Raw genomic sequence first — 14,653 nt, 5'->3', positions numbered from 1 at the left:
AGTTCTCTTTAGAAGATTTCAGCTATTAACTATAGGTTTCTTACCTATGGTGGTTTTTGCGATTGGTGCAAGATTTGATTGAGTAGAAAATTGAAAGTCGCTAAAGCTTAATATTGAGGTTCAAAGGTTCAACGTTGAAGTTCAGAGGTTCAACGTTGAGGTTCAAAGGCTCAACTTTGAAGTTCAGAGGTTCAACGTTGAGGTTCAGAGGTTCAACTTTGAGCTTCAAAGGCTCAACTTTGAGCTTCAGAGGTTCAACGTTGAGGTTCAAAGGCTCAACTTTGAGCTTCAGAGGTTCAACGTTGAGGTTCAGAGGTTCAAACTTTATCTTCCCACACGCCCCTGTACGCCCCAGCCCTCCTGACTGGGCGAATAAATTTTAGCTTAGCTTGAGGCTAGTAGTGCAATTGTCGTTAAAACTGACTAATTTTTTGGGAATACTATTTACTGTTAGTGTTTGCTTATAAGGAATAATTAACACATGAATTTGCTGCGACTGAGAATGCATCATTTAATCGAGCAGTTAGCTGATGAGGATTTGCAAAACATTTGGAACGTTCTCGAAGCTTTACATTGTGACTCTTATATGCTTGAGGCTATACAAAAAGTTAAGCGATCGCAGCAGCCGTGGGACATCCTAACCCATGATGAAGCAGTACGACTGTTAATGTTTTTCTAATGCAGCAGCGCTTTGATCTCGTCGTACCAGTAACCCTCAAGTTTTGCCTAGCTTGCTTGTTTACAGGAGTAGACAATCCAAAATCTAAAATTCAAAATGGTATAACGCCTAGTGAGTCTAGAAGTGCGCTATGCAAGGTCTTTTTTACTAGACCTAAAAAATTTAGAACCTGCTGCTTACGAGCGGGTGTATGATTTTGTATTTACCGAATTTGCCCAAAACTGGCAGCTGAGTGGACTAAAAGAACTACGACAGCTTGATAGTGAGGGGATTTTTCACCGATTTACCCTAGATGAATATCTGATTGGTATAGAAATTAGGGGTGGAATTGTGAAATTTTTGCGTGTCATCCCTATGCCAGATGTTTAAGCCAAAGAGTTAACGGAACACTTAAAACTGTAAACTGTATAACGCTAGGCAGGGATCGCTAAGACCTTCCATTAAACTGGTTTTTGAAAAACACTTTATTTGAGATTTCCCTATGGATGCTAGGGCACTTTGGCAACGATACCAAAACTGGTTATATTTCCACGAGGGATTAGGACTGTATTTAGATGTGAGTCGAATGCGGTTCGATGATGCCTTTGTGGAGTCGTTGCAGCCGAAGTTTGAGAAGGCGTTTGCGGATATGGCTCAACTGGAGAAAGGAGCGATCGCAAATCCTGATGAAAACCGCATGGTTGGACACTACTGGCTGCGAAATCCAGATTTAGCGCCAACTCCAGAACTTACGCAAGAAATTGTCCAAACCCTAGAACAAATCGAAGCCTTTGCAGAAAAAGTCCAAACAGGTGCTATTCATCCTCCCAGATCCAGCCGCTTCACGGATATTATCTCTATTGGTATTGGTGGTTCCGCCCTCGGGCCCCAATTTGTCGCTGAAGCCTTGGCGGCTGATTTCCCGCCCCTGAAAATTCACTTTATTGATAACAGCGACCCAGCAGGTATTGATCGCGTTCTGAATCATTTACGAAACAATCTTGCTAGTACTTTGGTATTGGTGATCTCCAAATCTGGGGGAACACCAGAACCTCGCAATGGCATGATTGAAGTTAAAAAAGCCTACGCTGGACATAATTTAGAGTTTGCTCAATATGCAGTAGCTATTACCAGCCCTGATAGCAACCTCGATAAAGTAGCCAAAGAAGAAGGCTGGCTGGCCAGGTTTCCTATGTATGATTGGGTGGGAGGACGCACCTCAGAAATGTCTACTGTGGGGCTAGTACCAGCAGCACTGCAAGGCATCGATGTTCGTGCCATGCTCGAAGGTGCAAAAGAAATGGATGATGCTACCCGCGTCCCTGATGTGAAAAATAATCCAGCAGCCTTGCTTGCTTTGTCTTGGTACTTTGCTGGCAATGGACGAGGTGAAAAAGATATGGTTGTTCTACCTTATAAGGACAGCTTATTATTATTCAGTCGCTATTTGCAACAGTTGGTGATGGAATCCTTGGGCAAGGAAAAAGACTTAGACGGCAAAACTGTCTATCAAGGCATCGCCGTTTATGGTAACAAAGGCTCAACAGATCAACATGCTTACGTCCAGCAGTTGCGCGAAGGTGTGCCCAATTTCTTTGCTACTCTCATCGAAGTTTTAGAAGATCGTCAGGGTATGTCGGCAGAAATAGATCCGGGAGTGACATCAGGCGATTATCTTTCTGGTTTTCTCCAAGGAACTCGACAAGCACTTTATGAAAATCACCGCGATTCAATCACAGTTACTATTCCCCAAGTTAACGCCCGAACTGTAGGGGCATTAATCGCTTTGTATGAGCGTGCTGTTGGTTTATATGCTAGCTTGGTCAACATCAACGCCTACCATCAACCAGGAGTAGAAGCTGGCAAAAAAGCTGCCGCCAGTATTCTTGACTTGCAAACACGAGTAGTAGCAGTGCTACAAAAAGAAAAAACTCCTCTTTCTGTGGAAGAACTAGCCGAAAAAGCTGGTGCATCAGAGCAAGTTGAGGCAATTTACAAGATTTTGCGTCATCTTTATGCCAATCAGCGCGGTGTGGTTTTGTCAGGCGATCTTCATCAGCCCAGTAGTTTGAAGGTTTCTGTAAACTGATAACTGTAGTGCAGATATCACATTTTGTTGATAATTGTTGTATCTGCAACAATTTTTTATTGTCAAGCATTCTAGATAAAAGGTATATCTTTAAATCTAGGATGCTTCAATAATTCGTAATTCATTATTCTAGTTATGAACTGCCATTAGGCGCTGGTTAAAGTAACTTTTAGGTAAGAAACAGCGATCGGGTAAAAAAGGATTGGTGACATTTTGAGATAAAAAAGTACCTGGTTTATCTCGATGACAAAATGGTGGTACAATCCCCCAGTCTTCTGCCAGCCAAATCCAGTATCCTGTTTCAATTCTGCCGTAGTTTGATACCGTCAGAATTTCGCCAACGCTATTGTTAATTGATACTAATTCTGACGATGATTTGATTTCAGTTAACAGCCAAGCTAACTCTTCTACAGAAAAGTAATAGCCATTCTCCGCTCCTATATTAACAAAATGCTGTGGACTTTTAGCTGTTAGCAATTGTTCTTTAAGAAGCGGTGTTTTTTGGGCAAAGTCAAAAAGATCCCAAATCTGTTTTCTAGTAATTAAAAACCAGGCAAGTTCTTCTGCGGTTAAATTATAACCATTTTCTGTTGCTAACTTCAGAAACGGGTCAAGACTATCAGTTTCTCCCAGTTGATATTTCAGCAGATAAGTCTGCTCTACCAATGATAAAAAATCAATAATATTTTGCCATGTAAGTCTATTAAAATTTTTGTTAACTTTTATTTGCTCTTTCCAATAATTATATTTATCTTCTTGAAGAAAAAAGTTCCAAATTTGATAATACATAACTTATTTCTCCTAAATCTTCAACTTGCTAGTGGATTATAGTTAATGAATACCAGTGTAGTAAGTATAATCAGACTCTTCGACAGTATTTGATTGACAATATAATGTAAATCAATTTACACAGTAAATAAGTATAAGTTTATAGTAATAAAATTTACTATAGAATAAAGATACTGATAAAAAAAGCAACAACGAGCCATATCTGGGTTGGGCATCGCTCGTTGTTACTTGCCGTAATATTAAAGTTAAACCAGGCATGAATAAGTAAGGCTACACCATGACAGAATCAACCGCAAAATAACCCGCACGTCCAGGGATAATCTTTCTATAACGCACTTTAGCGCCAGAAGAACTTGCTAGACGCAAAGCTGAACCTAAAGTATTTCATCAGCGTTGTCGTGCAATATTCGAGCGTATGCATCCGGATTTGCTCAAAAAACCCTATGGCTGGTAAATTGCAAAAGTGTACTATAGCTTATTTTAAATAAATAGGTAAATTGCGTAGAAAGTAAAAGCGATCGCCCCTCCAATCACTGCTTTTAATCCGTCCTAAATAGCCCGTTAATGGCGAAGAAAGTTCTATCAATAAATCGCAAACCGCCTCATCGTTTAGTTTAGGATTATGAGTAGCATTATAATGAACACGAATTTCTGTAACTGTAGAACTATGGTGTGTAGCTTTTGAATTTTCGCTGTCTTGTTCGGAGAGTTCTTTGACTGCTGCAATAATCTGCGATCGCAACTTTATAGATTCTTCAACTTTATCGATATAACTATTAACTTTATCTTCCGCTAAACCAAAAGGAGTTTGTTGCAAACAGTCTTTTAGTTCTAATAAATTGATAGAATTTTTATAGTATGCTTGTAGTGCAACTAATTTTTGTAAAGTTTCAGGGCTAATAACATTCATTTGATTTTCGGTTGCTGTTCTCAGAGCGTAAAAATTTAGTTCTCCAGCCGCTACAATTAATTTAATAGAATTTTCATACTTAAATTTTCCAAGATGGTTCATACCTATTTTTAATAATTGTGCAGGTGTACCATCAGTAACTTTCTCAGTTTTAGTTGCTTTGCACTCTCCTACGATTGGATAAGGTTGTTCAGCGTAAAAATCCATACCCCCTGCGCCACCAGTTGCATCTGCATTTAAACCTAAGCCTGTAAAGCCTAATTTTAGTAATCCTCTACGAACTAATTTTTCAAATGTATGTCCGTCGCTAGAGTTTCCAACTTCAGCAATTTTATAAATCCAAACTAAATCTGAATCTGGTATTTCTAGTTTTGTACTATTCCAGCCTAGAAAAATTTTGATATCATCATCTAATTGCTGTGCAGCTGAGTTGGTATGAGATAATTGGATGATCGCACTTTGCAATTCTTCAAGTTCAGGATGCTGTAATGGCTCTAATTTTTCTAGTTGACGCTTGCGTTGGCTGAAAGTGCGATCGCTTAATACTGGCTTGTCTTCAGAAACCCTTACTGAATTAGCTAAACTAACAAATTTTCCTAACTTTTCTTGAGTATTGGCATTAACAAGTATTTCTTGTAACTGAGGCAACTGATATACACGTAAATAAGTGAAGAAAAGATACTGTTGTTGCCGTAGTTTCTCTTTTAGCTCTTTTAGTGTCCAGATTGTTAATTTAGACAAAATATCTAATGGCTTAGTTTCGTCTAAAATTTGACAAAGTTCGCATTTAGCCCAAGCTTTAATTGAAACTGAAGAGTCAGCAGGATAAAGTGCAAATCTTTGCCCAGGACGAATAAACATCTTGGGTAAAGCTGCAATTGTTCGCCCTTGTATTAAAGCTTCAATATCAGAGGCGGGTAGACACAGTGCTGTTGGAATTGAGAACAGCTGATTCATTTATAATTAACTATAAGTTTAGTTCGATGTAATCGGCAGTATTAATGCTTTGAGGAATACTAATAGGTAATCCATCATCAGTTAAATTAGTAGGTTCTTGCCCAGAAGGATCACTAAGGATTTCTCGAACCAAAGGATTATTGCTTGCTAATTGCTTTTGCTTAATAAAATCAAAAATCTGTTCTTCTGTTAGTTCATAGGTTTCACGGTTGTAGTAAACGAATAATACCGCCAACAGAGGTTTAATATCTTGGCTTTGCAAGCTTACCCACTCTCCACCCTTATTCTCCAACAGAATTCTCAAATTTTCTCTAGCTAGTTTTGCAGCTGAATTAATTTTTTTTGAACGCACCAAGCACCCACGAGTTAAGTCAAATGTTTTGTAATCAATTAATCGTTTTAATGCAGCACCTATAACATTGTAGTCTTGTTGAACTACATCTACTCCAATCCGGACTTTTCTCTTATTGCCGATAATTTTGAAATCCATAAAGCCATTATTCGCTGCACTAGGCTCTATTTCTTCAATATATTCAATTTTTACTCCTTCTACAGTTTCACCTATTAAACTCTTGAAACCCAGCCAAAGAGCATCAGAAATTGTTGCTTCTTCTTCCATGAATGAGTCAATAGAAGCTTCAACATTCGCTAATTCACTATTAAAGTATGGTTTAACTGGATGTCCTGGCTGTGGAGCCTGTATCAAAGGAGGTATGAAATTGTCTGCACACCATTTCAAAACTGACCTGACAGTAGGTTTACTCTTACCAAGTTCTCTGAGTTGAGCTTCATTAAATGGGTACAGAGGATGAAGCGGTGTTTGTTTATGTTCTAGATAAAAATCTTCTAACCATTGACTAACTAGAGCCACAATATCATCAGAATTCAGATATTTTAATGCAATTGGTTGCCTGTCAGCTTGTTCGCTTGCTAATCTATCAACGACTGCTTCAGCTTGTGGTAATGTCCTGATTTGCTCGTTCCAAGTTTCAGGATACATGGCCAAAAGGAAAACACCTCTTTTGAGATTGTTATATAAATCCTTAACTAAGTTTGCAATAACCTGCGCTGCTGTAAAACCTGTGTCGGAAATTTCTGCAATATCTAATTCATCAAAGCAAATAACTGGAGTTTTATAATGGCTGATTATATCTAAAATCTGGCGTACATTAGTTAATGCTTCAGCTTCTCTATCTTCATTTTTATGATTTGGTAAACCTAGCGCATTAGCTTCTGTTCGGGTGATTTCTAAACCTGATAACCAATAATTTGCATAGTGAGCATGTGCTGTGGAAAGTGTCCACAAAATAGCCCTTATTATATAAGGATTGGTAATGTCAGGCTTAATTTTCAATACGGCTTCTGTTAAGGTGTCAATTGTCTTAGTTGAGTATTTGCTTAACCAATTAGGGTAAATATTGCTAATGTACTGGTGTGGTGTATACTTACAATTTTTAGCTTCATTGATTAAAGCAGCAGCTATTTCTTGCCACTGCATTACTTTTTGACTACCAAAAGCTCTAAGACTAGAAGCAACAGCTTGAAGAAATTGATACTTAATCTGATTTAGACTGTCATACTTACCCATGTAAATAAATAGGGCATTACCTTCTGTTTCTAAACGATGGCGAACACGGCTGATAAGATGACTTTTACCTAACCCCTTTTCAGCAGTTATTGTGATACCTACAGTTTCACGCTTACCTTTACGAATTTGTTCAACTGCATCAAATACCGCATTAGAAGCGTGAGAATTAATTGAGGATACATCGGGATAACTTTTTCCCCATATCTGTTGAGGTCTGACAACAATATGTCCAGCAAATGGGTTTTGATTTATAATTAGTTCATCAATGGTAGATGTAGTAGCAATCATAGTATTGTGAAATTGATTTAGTGAGGAGTATAAGCAAGTTTAGGCTTTGAGAAGCTTGGCGTAGCAGCGTAATCCATCTAATACCGTGGTGATGGAATCTTCTATTTTGTCAGGTGCATTATCTTCAACAGTTCCACCTTGTAGTTGCAAAATATCATCGGCTTGTGTTTCCAGTAGCCAATCATTAAACTCTGTACGACTCACCCGATCGCCTATTACTCTCCTCATGCGATAAATTGGCACCAGGTTATTAAAGTTGTATTCATAATTGAGCTTGTCGTAGACTTCCAACGCCACAGATTTAAATTCATCGTAAGAAGCGATCGCCCCACTCTTCCCATTTATTGGTACATCTGCACCAGCAACCGCAACATCAATCTGACTAATCCACTTCAGCAACGCATTCGCCGCCCAAGTTCCGATAATTGTGCCTTCAAATTTAAAATCGTCGCTCCTCAAACCCTCACCTAACACCTCTAATCCTTTCGGAGATATCAGGGAATACCCCTTTTTGGAAATTGCGATCGCTCCTTGATTCTGTAATTCTTCGAGTATTCCTTGATAATCTGCTACCTTTTTTGTCTTTGATACAATTCGTTTCGTAAGTATACCTTTATTCACTTGCTGCTGAATTCCTCCCAAATCCCACAAAGCTAAAAGCACACGAGTTCTGGCTTGGGTTGTGTTTTTTGATGTCATATTTAGTGTATTTTTTGACAAATATCATCGTAGTACCTGTATCTTTTTAAATTATTGATGTACACAAAAATAACCGAGAAATTGCTGAATATTTTTATCTTTCCAGAAAAGAAATTCATCAAAAATCAACAAGATATTTCGTTGGGATGAAGTGAGTTTCTCTCAAAGGCAGGATGGAATATTTGATAAATTCACTCATTATGTTTAGTGAAATGCTGTAGTTGCGCTGTTGTAATCAGCGATAAATGTTTTTGCAATCCCAGGCAAAGTAACAGGAATCCTAACTCTTTAGTTGCAACAGCAAGGCTCTTAGTAAACGTAGGTGATGATGAGATACGATGATTACAATATTTAAAGAACGTAAAGTAGTTTCACGTTTGCTGGCAGTGTTGCTTTCAGCATTGCTAACAGTGCCATTGCTCAGTAGCTGCGGAGGAGGTTCCAAAAAAGCTTCGGTGCCACCACCTGTGGATGATACGGTTGGTAGAACAGTGAGCGATCGCAGCACAAATCAAACTCAAGCTAAGAAGGGATTGGGTACGGGTCAAAAAGTGGCAATTTTGGCTGGGGCTGCGGCACTTTATTACCTCTACAACCAACATAAGAATGCTCCACAAGAAGGAGCGCAAGGTAAGTACTATCTTTCCAAGAATGGGCGTGTATATTACCGTGATGCCGAACACCGCGCTCACTGGGTAACTCCACCATCAGAAGGAATTCGAGTGCCGGAATCTGAAGCACAACAGTATCGGCAATTCCAAGGCTATAACGGGAGTTCTTCAGGTCGCGATCTAACCGGTATAACTTCATCGGCGGCTCCAGCTCTCTAGATTCAGCCAAGCGTGTGTAAATCTAAAGCGGGTTTCCCGGAGGATAACGCCGATCGCGCACGTGGAATACACGGAATGAAATAAGGAGACAAAACATGGTAGATGACTTTTTGCGAAAGGCGAAGGATTTCCTGTTAGGGTCGAACAGTGATCGAAGCGATGAAAATAATGAATTCCGCGATCGCAATGTCCGCCCGGCTAGCGAAGACCCCTACGGTGACCCCGCAGACCCAGCATCTTATGGAGACGTTCGCCCAGCTAGCGAAGACCCCTACGGTGACCCCGCAGACTTAGCATCATACGGAGACGTTCGCCCGGCTAGCGAAGACCCCTACGGCGACCCCGCAGATACAGCATCTTATGGAGACGTTCGCCCAGCTAGCGAAGACCCCTACGGCGACCCCGCAGATCAAGGTTACCGTCCTTAAAGTGTAATCACTATCGTGATGCTATTTTTATACGGCAATGAATTGTCGAATAGCGAATTAAATAAGGCAGTAGGATTTGAATCTACTGCCTTTTGTTTTTACTACTAATTTTCAATTTCCAAACTAGAGTTAACGTGCGCCTCATTTGGAGACTCAGGTTAAATTAAGATGCAATTTTATTAACCAGAAGTCAGGAGTCAAAATTCAGTATTCATTCTCATTTCTGACTTCTGAATTCTTTTTATTATTTAAACTGTTCAAGTTGGTCTGTATGTAACCAAACATTTGGTGTTGGCACTTTGCCAAACTTAACAAGTGCATAATCACCTTTAACATCTACAATTTCGCCCTTAGAGTCAAATAAATAGGAAGGAAAGCGAGTATCACTAGCTTTTGCTTCGAGACTGTTTTCCAGTTTTTCGCGGATAGCGCGAACCATATCTCCTTTTTTGACTGCCATAAATTCCCCTCTCGAATTTGTAAGTTGTTTTATCTGCATTCTAAAAGACTTAGAACTCACAAATCACAACTAAGGTCTAAAAACTCTAAACTCCTAACTCTCTACTCCCTACACCCTTTGACACTGAGGACAAAAGTGACTCGACCGCCCACCTAGCCTAAACCGCATAATTGATGTGCCACAAACTCGACAGGGTTCTCCGGCGCGGTTATAAACCCAGGCTACACCCCCATAATTGCCGTTGATACCCTTAACATTAAGAAAATTGCTAAAAGTCGTACCACCAACCTCAATGCTGGTTTCTAACACTTGAATTATCGCTGTTCGTAAATCCTCGATTTGCTTTAGCTGTAAAGCTGTACATAGCGTTTCAGGTAAAATTCCACTCTTAAATAGGGCTTCATCAGCATAAATATTACCTAATCCCGCCACCACCGACTGATCCAGTAGCGCAGTCTTAATTGGACGACGGCGCTTTTGGAGTTTACCTGCTAGATACTCAACAGTGAATTCAGCTGAAAACGGGTCTGCTGCAAGTTTTGCCAAACCTGTTATGATACTTTCTACAGCAACACCAGACGCAACCAACCACATTTTCCCGAAGGTACGCTGATCGATAAAGCGTAATTCCTGTTCTTCTCCAAAGAATAATCTAACTCGCGTGTGCTTGTGTAATGGTTCATCTCGACGCACCCACAGAAGTTGACCAGTCATTCGTAGATGAACCCCTAGCCAACTACTTGAGGAGGATAGGGAAGCAGGAGATGAGGGTGTGAGTTCAGCTAACAGATATTTACCACGACGATGCCAAATGGCAATCGCATTGTTTTTAATTCCATCCACAAACCCATCGACAGAAAACGGGTAGGCGATGGTGCGATCAAGCAACACATCTCCACCCGTAATTTTTTGGTTGAGGGTCAATTGATTTAGACCCCTTCGGACAGTTTCAACTTCAGGCAGTTCAGGCATTTAAGCTGATTAAACAAGCAATTTTTGAGTATATTTGGGGACTTAGCAATTTCTGATGACTACTGTGTAGACACTCATAGGCGGCGAAAGCCATACTACTGAACAGAAACCGTAAATACCCGCAGGGCGGCTTCTCGTAGTTAAGGTAGGCTAAGAGCAAGGATGAAAAAACTGAAAGTTTTAAATTTCAGACTTCATACTTGAGACTTCCCTTCATCATCCCATTAAACAATCCCCTTGTAGGTTTAGTGCTTATTTTTTCGCCTTAGCCTTTGGTGCTTCCACTTCCACTAGCTCATCTTCGGCAAAGTTGTTGGTATTGATCCCATAGTAATTTACCTTTTCAAAACGGACAATTACTGGGTATTTGATCCCGCTTTGATCGATAGAAGCTACGGTTCCTAAATCTTGAAACCAGTAGGATTCAGGGCGGAGAACACGTACTTTAGAACCACGTTGAACCATGATTATTTTCCTCTTGAGTTATCAATTGCCAATCTAGAGGGCTAATTGATTTCACTCTACAACCTGAAGGTAGCAGCAAGAGGCTTTGTTAAGTTATTTGTCTGAATTAGCTGTGGGGTATGGGGAAAGAGGCTCTAGGGGCAAAAAGACCAAATAGAAAGTGTATCTGAGGTGGTTATGATTATTGCTTTTTTATCATCTCCCCAGACTCGCTGATCTTGCCAGTGGCTTAACATATATCAAATCTCAAAATAGTACTCAATTGTTATTGACAAAGTTTTCATAATAATGTACCTTCGTTCGCAAACAGTACTTTTGCATCAGCTTATGTTTTACTCAATACGAATACACTTCCTTCGTTCCCTCTACCGATTCGCAGATCGTTATCTATATAAGTAATATCTAACCAGCCTTGCTGTTGATTGTTTTTTATTGGAACATCAATCCCCGGAAATTTTCTACCTGCTTCAATTTGTTGGATAAAAGTTACCGGAGAATTGTATTCTATTAAACGTTGTAAGCCGATAATAGACCGCTCAAATTCTACTTGGACACGCCGCTCTGAAACTGGCTCAAATTTAGCAGCAACACTAACTAATCCTTCTAGGTAAGGTAAGCCGTAAATCTCTGCTATGTTGTAAACGCTGGTAGTTTCTACCCGGATACACTGATAAATTTGACCTAGTTTGCATAAAGGTAGACGATCTAAGTTTAAAAGAGCCTTACTAGTGGTGTATAGTAATCGCCAATTGCCATCTAGCAAGTTTTTAGCTTCCACCGGACGTGGTGTAGGGTTAAAGTCTTCTAAATTGGCGATCGCTGCTAAGATAGCCTGTTTCTGTTGTTCAGTCGCCAATAAACCGCGATTTGTACCAGCGATCGCATCTATGAGAGTTGCTTTTCCAATCATCGTCTGTGACCTCAAAAATCACTTACTTTTCATCAGCATAAACAAGTTATTCATAACCTATGTGTAAAACAAAAAAAATTACTAATAATTACTTCCACTAAACCATCAGCCTATTCAATAAAAAATTTCTATCTGAATGCGGATTTCTCAACTCAAGGGTTGAAAGGATAACTAAATTAATCCGTGTCAAGTGATAGACTCTAAAAGTCAAGTTAGGTAAACCTTTTGTTGTCTTCGTCGATATGTTGAACTCTCCATTACGTGAAGAACCTCGTAATCAACGAGCTGGTGTCATCCCCCTAAAGCAAGAATCTTCACTATTAGATTGGTTACAAAGTAACCGTCGGATCATAGCGCGTGACGTTCATGAACCAGATTTTCAAGATGACGAAGAAGAAATAGACTCCCTAATGGGTGTAGAAGATGGAATTGGCGATTACGACCTTGATGATGACGACGATATCCCAATTGCTGAAGATTAATCTTTTGTCTTTGGGAACTTGGTGATATGCCTAGTTTTTGGTATTCAGTTTTATAAGTGTGGAGTGAAGGGAAACTTCTGTGGACGCTAAATTATCTCCTGAGCAAGGATTAAATATATCTGGAATCGCTCTAGCCTCTTTATTAGCCGTAGGACTAGGGACAACTGCATTTTTCTTGGATTGGATGGCCAATAGGTTACCTTGGCAAGCTGCATCACTAACCCTGCCACTATTATTGTCTGCGCTGGCTTCAGGTGTGATGGGTTACTTGGTGATACCTCTACTACAAGCGCTCAAAACTGGACAAATAATCCGTGAAGATGGGCCCCAAGCTCATCTCAAAAAGGCAGGAACTCCGACAATGGGTGGTATATTTTTTATACCTGTAGCCGTAATCCTTGCCTGCATATTGTCTAACTTTGCGACAGAAGTGCTTGCAGTTTCAGCATTGACAATCAGCTACGGATTGATTGGTTGGCTTGACGATTGGCAAATTCTCCGCCGCAAGTCAAATAAAGGTATATCTCCCCGGATGAAACTGGCTTTACAGGTAAGTTTTGCCCTAATGTTTTGTCTGTGGCTGATGTTTAATCAACCTTTTAATATTACAAATATAGCTTTGCCTTGGGTTAGCTTTACACTACCCTTAGGCTTTTTATTTTGGCCTTTAGCAGGTTTTGTGCTAGTTGCAGAAAGTAATGCTACTAATTTAACTGATGGTATTGATGGCTTGGCAGGAGGAACAGTAGCGATCGCTCTTTTGGCTTTAGCTGCCCTAATTGCGCCTACAGCACCGGGGTTGATGATTTTTTGTGCTGCTTTAAGTGGCGGCTGCTTAGGTTTCTTAGCTCATAACCGTAATCCAGCCCGCGTTTTTATGGGTGATACTGGCTCCCTGGCACTGGGAGGAGCTTTAGCAGCTGTAGCCCTGTTGACAAATAGCTTAGTAGCACTGTTTATTCTTAGTGGTATCTTCTTCGTAGAAACTCTGTCTGTGATGGCACAAGTCAGTTACTACAAAGCCACTAAAGGCCCTGATGGCAAAGGTAAGCGCCTCTTCAAAATGGCACCTTTACACCATCATCTAGAACTAACTGGCTGGTCAGAATTGCAAGTAGTTGGAGTGTTTTATATTATTGCTGCGATTTTAGCCGTCATTAGTTTAGCGATCGCTCCATTCTAAATTTTTTGAAAAACTCATTTAAAACCAACTAACAACCCTCGCATCTACGGGGGTTATTTTTTATTTTCAAGTACTTGAACTGCCCTTGTCACAAACCTATTAAAAACCCTTGAAAAGGGAGATACTATTTGTCTCCTCTTTCAAGGGCAGTAAAAACTGCACATTGCTTCAATACCAAGGTCAAATATCAGTAGTATAACCTTAGTTTAATGTAAATAATGCCTTACGAAGCTAGTGCTACTTCTACCTTTTGCTGCAATTCACCTTGTTGGTAAAGTTCAATCATAATGTCAGAACCACCAACAAATTCACCATCTATATACACTTGGGGAAATGTTTGCCAGTTGGAGTATTCTTTAACTCCCTGGCGAATTTCATCGTCTGCGAGAATATTAACTGCCTCGAAAGGAACTCCCAAACTATTAAGAATTTGCACAACATTATTGGAGAAACCACATTGGGGCATTAACTTGGTTCCTTTAATGAAAACCAAAATCTTGTTCTCTTGTACCAAGTTATCAATTTTTTCTTTGAGTTCTGGTGTCATGGTATTTTTGTTTCCTATGTTGCATGGAACAATCATAAATTACGAGTAAGAGTAAAAAATCGATTGCTCTTACACTTTTGTACAGACGCAATTAATCGCGTCTCTCCTAACTTTATATTTACGAAGCTGATGTTGCTTGCCAAGCTTCAGGAGTATATGTTTTTAGAGACAAAGCGTGAATTGCTTGAGTTGATATGGCTTGTTGCAACGCACCATAAATTAATTGATGCTGTTGCACTAGTCCTTTACCTGCAAAGTGCGATGAAACTACTGTCACCTGATAGTGGTCATTACCACCAGTCAAGTCTTGCACCTGAACCTGGGCGTCTGGCAGTTCCGCCTTGATCATTGTCTCAACCTGCTGCGGACTAATCATCGCAATTCCTGAAAAAACCTAC

At 39.9% G+C, this 14,653-nt stretch carries 18 protein-coding genes; 7 read left to right on the top strand and 11 right to left on the bottom strand.

Annotation, left to right across the window (positions count from 1 at the left end; all coding sequences use genetic code 11):
- Positions 1 to 100: 100 nt before the first annotated feature.
- On the bottom strand, positions 101 to 271 hold the full coding sequence (locus FCR06_RS05290) for a hypothetical protein (RefSeq protein ID WP_223280039.1): 171 nt from the start codon (positions 269 to 271) through the stop codon (positions 101 to 103).
- Between the two features lie 210 nt (positions 272 to 481).
- Here FCR06_RS05290 and FCR06_RS05285 point away from each other — a divergent pair, with 210 nt between their 5' ends.
- The 3 genes from FCR06_RS05285 (at position 482) to FCR06_RS05275 (ending at position 2,747) form a co-directional block, all read left to right on the top strand.
- Positions 482 to 679: a hypothetical protein gene (locus tag FCR06_RS05285; protein WP_138497786.1), complete on the top strand. Its 198-nt coding sequence runs from the start codon at positions 482 to 484 to the stop codon at positions 677 to 679.
- Between the two features lie 111 nt (positions 680 to 790).
- Positions 791 to 1,048, top strand: a complete 258-nt coding sequence (locus FCR06_RS05280) for a cytotoxic translational repressor of toxin-antitoxin stability system (RefSeq protein WP_138497785.1) — start codon at positions 791 to 793, stop codon at positions 1,046 to 1,048.
- Between the two features lie 112 nt (positions 1,049 to 1,160).
- The gene (locus tag FCR06_RS05275) at positions 1,161 to 2,747 is read left to right on the top strand and encodes a glucose-6-phosphate isomerase (RefSeq protein WP_138497784.1); all 1,587 of its coding nucleotides are present in this window, start codon (positions 1,161 to 1,163) and stop codon (positions 2,745 to 2,747) included.
- Positions 2,748 to 2,876: 129 nt separating this feature from the next.
- Here FCR06_RS05275 and FCR06_RS05270 read toward each other — a convergent pair whose 3' ends face one another.
- The 4 genes from FCR06_RS05270 to FCR06_RS05255 form a co-directional block, all read right to left on the bottom strand.
- Positions 2,877 to 3,536 carry a Nif11-like leader peptide family natural product precursor gene (locus FCR06_RS05270; protein WP_138497783.1) on the bottom strand — a complete coding sequence of 220 codons (660 nt, stop codon included), beginning with the start codon at positions 3,534 to 3,536 and terminating at the stop codon, positions 2,877 to 2,879.
- 475 nt (positions 3,537 to 4,011) lie between these two features.
- Positions 4,012 to 5,403, bottom strand: a complete 1,392-nt coding sequence (locus FCR06_RS05265; protein WP_138497782.1) for a DUF1802 family protein — start codon at positions 5,401 to 5,403, stop codon at positions 4,012 to 4,014.
- A 10-nt stretch (positions 5,404 to 5,413) separates the two neighbouring features.
- Complete coding sequence (locus FCR06_RS05260; protein ID WP_138497781.1) at positions 5,414 to 7,279, bottom strand: hypothetical protein; 1,866 nt, start codon at positions 7,277 to 7,279, stop codon at positions 5,414 to 5,416.
- Positions 7,280 to 7,318: 39 nt separating this feature from the next.
- Positions 7,319 to 7,978, bottom strand: a complete 660-nt coding sequence (locus FCR06_RS05255) for a hypothetical protein (protein ID WP_138497780.1) — start codon at positions 7,976 to 7,978, stop codon at positions 7,319 to 7,321.
- Between the two features lie 338 nt (positions 7,979 to 8,316).
- Here FCR06_RS05255 and FCR06_RS05250 point away from each other — a divergent pair, with 338 nt between their 5' ends.
- Complete coding sequence (locus tag FCR06_RS05250) at positions 8,317 to 8,808, top strand: hypothetical protein (protein ID WP_138497779.1); 492 nt, start codon at positions 8,317 to 8,319, stop codon at positions 8,806 to 8,808.
- Between the two features lie 95 nt (positions 8,809 to 8,903).
- Positions 8,904 to 9,236: a translation initiation factor gene (locus FCR06_RS05245; RefSeq protein WP_138497778.1), complete on the top strand. Its 333-nt coding sequence runs from the start codon at positions 8,904 to 8,906 to the stop codon at positions 9,234 to 9,236.
- A gap of 244 nt (positions 9,237 to 9,480) precedes the next feature.
- Here FCR06_RS05245 and FCR06_RS05240 read toward each other — a convergent pair whose 3' ends face one another.
- The 4 genes from FCR06_RS05240 to FCR06_RS05225 all read right to left on the bottom strand — a co-directional run bounded on the left by FCR06_RS05240 (position 9,481) and on the right by FCR06_RS05225 (position 12,043).
- A complete protein-coding gene (locus tag FCR06_RS05240) occupies positions 9,481 to 9,696 on the bottom strand; it encodes an NAD(P)H-quinone oxidoreductase subunit O (RefSeq protein WP_138497777.1) in 216 nt (71 codons plus the stop codon).
- Between the two features lie 108 nt (positions 9,697 to 9,804).
- Positions 9,805 to 10,668 carry a DNA-formamidopyrimidine glycosylase gene (locus FCR06_RS05235; RefSeq protein WP_138497776.1) on the bottom strand — a complete coding sequence of 288 codons (864 nt, stop codon included), beginning with the start codon at positions 10,666 to 10,668 and terminating at the stop codon, positions 9,805 to 9,807.
- Between the two features lie 252 nt (positions 10,669 to 10,920).
- Positions 10,921 to 11,133: a photosystem I reaction center subunit IV gene (locus FCR06_RS05230; RefSeq protein WP_138497775.1), complete on the bottom strand. Its 213-nt coding sequence runs from the start codon at positions 11,131 to 11,133 to the stop codon at positions 10,921 to 10,923.
- Positions 11,134 to 11,458: 325 nt separating this feature from the next.
- Positions 11,459 to 12,043 (bottom strand): PAP/fibrillin family protein, encoded by a 585-nt coding sequence (locus tag FCR06_RS05225; protein WP_138497774.1) that lies wholly within the window; start codon positions 12,041 to 12,043, stop codon positions 11,459 to 11,461.
- 242 nt (positions 12,044 to 12,285) lie between these two features.
- Here FCR06_RS05225 and FCR06_RS05220 point away from each other — a divergent pair, with 242 nt between their 5' ends.
- Positions 12,286 to 12,525 carry a DUF3134 domain-containing protein gene (locus FCR06_RS05220; RefSeq protein WP_138497773.1) on the top strand — a complete coding sequence of 80 codons (240 nt, stop codon included), beginning with the start codon at positions 12,286 to 12,288 and terminating at the stop codon, positions 12,523 to 12,525.
- 79 nt (positions 12,526 to 12,604) lie between these two features.
- Positions 12,605 to 13,708: a phospho-N-acetylmuramoyl-pentapeptide-transferase gene (gene mraY, locus FCR06_RS05215; protein ID WP_138497772.1), complete on the top strand. Its 1,104-nt coding sequence runs from the start codon at positions 12,605 to 12,607 to the stop codon at positions 13,706 to 13,708.
- A gap of 223 nt (positions 13,709 to 13,931) precedes the next feature.
- On the opposite strand, the gene grxD is transcribed toward mraY, so the two are convergent.
- A complete protein-coding gene (gene grxD / locus FCR06_RS05210) occupies positions 13,932 to 14,255 on the bottom strand; it encodes a Grx4 family monothiol glutaredoxin (RefSeq protein WP_138497771.1) in 324 nt (107 codons plus the stop codon).
- A gap of 118 nt (positions 14,256 to 14,373) precedes the next feature.
- Positions 14,374 to 14,631 carry a BolA family protein gene (locus tag FCR06_RS05205; RefSeq protein ID WP_138497770.1) on the bottom strand — a complete coding sequence of 86 codons (258 nt, stop codon included), beginning with the start codon at positions 14,629 to 14,631 and terminating at the stop codon, positions 14,374 to 14,376.
- Between the last annotated feature and the right edge of the window lie 22 nt (positions 14,632 to 14,653).

This window comes from Nostoc sp. PA-18-2419, assembly GCF_005869855.1.
Classification (GTDB): domain Bacteria; phylum Cyanobacteriota; class Cyanobacteriia; order Cyanobacteriales; family Nostocaceae; genus Nostoc.
This window is presented reverse-complemented; position numbering and strand designations above follow the sequence as displayed.

What these genes read in the sequence shown, in the direction of transcription:
- FCR06_RS05205 (WP_138497770.1), bottom strand. Translation starts at nt 14,631, where the DNA reads ATGATTAGTCCGCAGCAGGTTGAGACAATGATCAAGGCGGAACTGCCA.
- FCR06_RS05250 (WP_138497779.1), top strand. Translation starts at nt 8,317, where the DNA reads ATGATTACAATATTTAAAGAACGTAAAGTAGTTTCACGTTTGCTGGCA.
- FCR06_RS05220 (WP_138497773.1), top strand. Translation starts at nt 12,286, where the DNA reads ATGTTGAACTCTCCATTACGTGAAGAACCTCGTAATCAACGAGCTGGT.
- FCR06_RS05265 (WP_138497782.1), bottom strand. Translation starts at nt 5,403, where the DNA reads ATGAATCAGCTGTTCTCAATTCCAACAGCACTGTGTCTACCCGCCTCT.
- FCR06_RS05285 (WP_138497786.1), top strand. Translation starts at nt 482, where the DNA reads ATGAATTTGCTGCGACTGAGAATGCATCATTTAATCGAGCAGTTAGCT.
- FCR06_RS05245 (WP_138497778.1), top strand. Translation starts at nt 8,904, where the DNA reads ATGGTAGATGACTTTTTGCGAAAGGCGAAGGATTTCCTGTTAGGGTCG.
- grxD (WP_138497771.1), bottom strand. Translation starts at nt 14,255, where the DNA reads ATGACACCAGAACTCAAAGAAAAAATTGATAACTTGGTACAAGAGAAC.
- FCR06_RS05240 (WP_138497777.1), bottom strand. Translation starts at nt 9,696, where the DNA reads ATGGCAGTCAAAAAAGGAGATATGGTTCGCGCTATCCGCGAAAAACTG.
- FCR06_RS05255 (WP_138497780.1), bottom strand. Translation starts at nt 7,978, where the DNA reads ATGACATCAAAAAACACAACCCAAGCCAGAACTCGTGTGCTTTTAGCT.
- FCR06_RS05225 (WP_138497774.1), bottom strand. Translation starts at nt 12,043, where the DNA reads ATGATTGGAAAAGCAACTCTCATAGATGCGATCGCTGGTACAAATCGC.
- FCR06_RS05230 (WP_138497775.1), bottom strand. Translation starts at nt 11,133, where the DNA reads ATGGTTCAACGTGGTTCTAAAGTACGTGTTCTCCGCCCTGAATCCTAC.
- FCR06_RS05270 (WP_138497783.1), bottom strand. Translation starts at nt 3,536, where the DNA reads ATGTATTATCAAATTTGGAACTTTTTTCTTCAAGAAGATAAATATAAT.
- FCR06_RS05235 (WP_138497776.1), bottom strand. Translation starts at nt 10,668, where the DNA reads ATGCCTGAACTGCCTGAAGTTGAAACTGTCCGAAGGGGTCTAAATCAA.
- FCR06_RS05260 (WP_138497781.1), bottom strand. Translation starts at nt 7,279, where the DNA reads ATGATTGCTACTACATCTACCATTGATGAACTAATTATAAATCAAAAC.
- FCR06_RS05275 (WP_138497784.1), top strand. Translation starts at nt 1,161, where the DNA reads ATGGATGCTAGGGCACTTTGGCAACGATACCAAAACTGGTTATATTTC.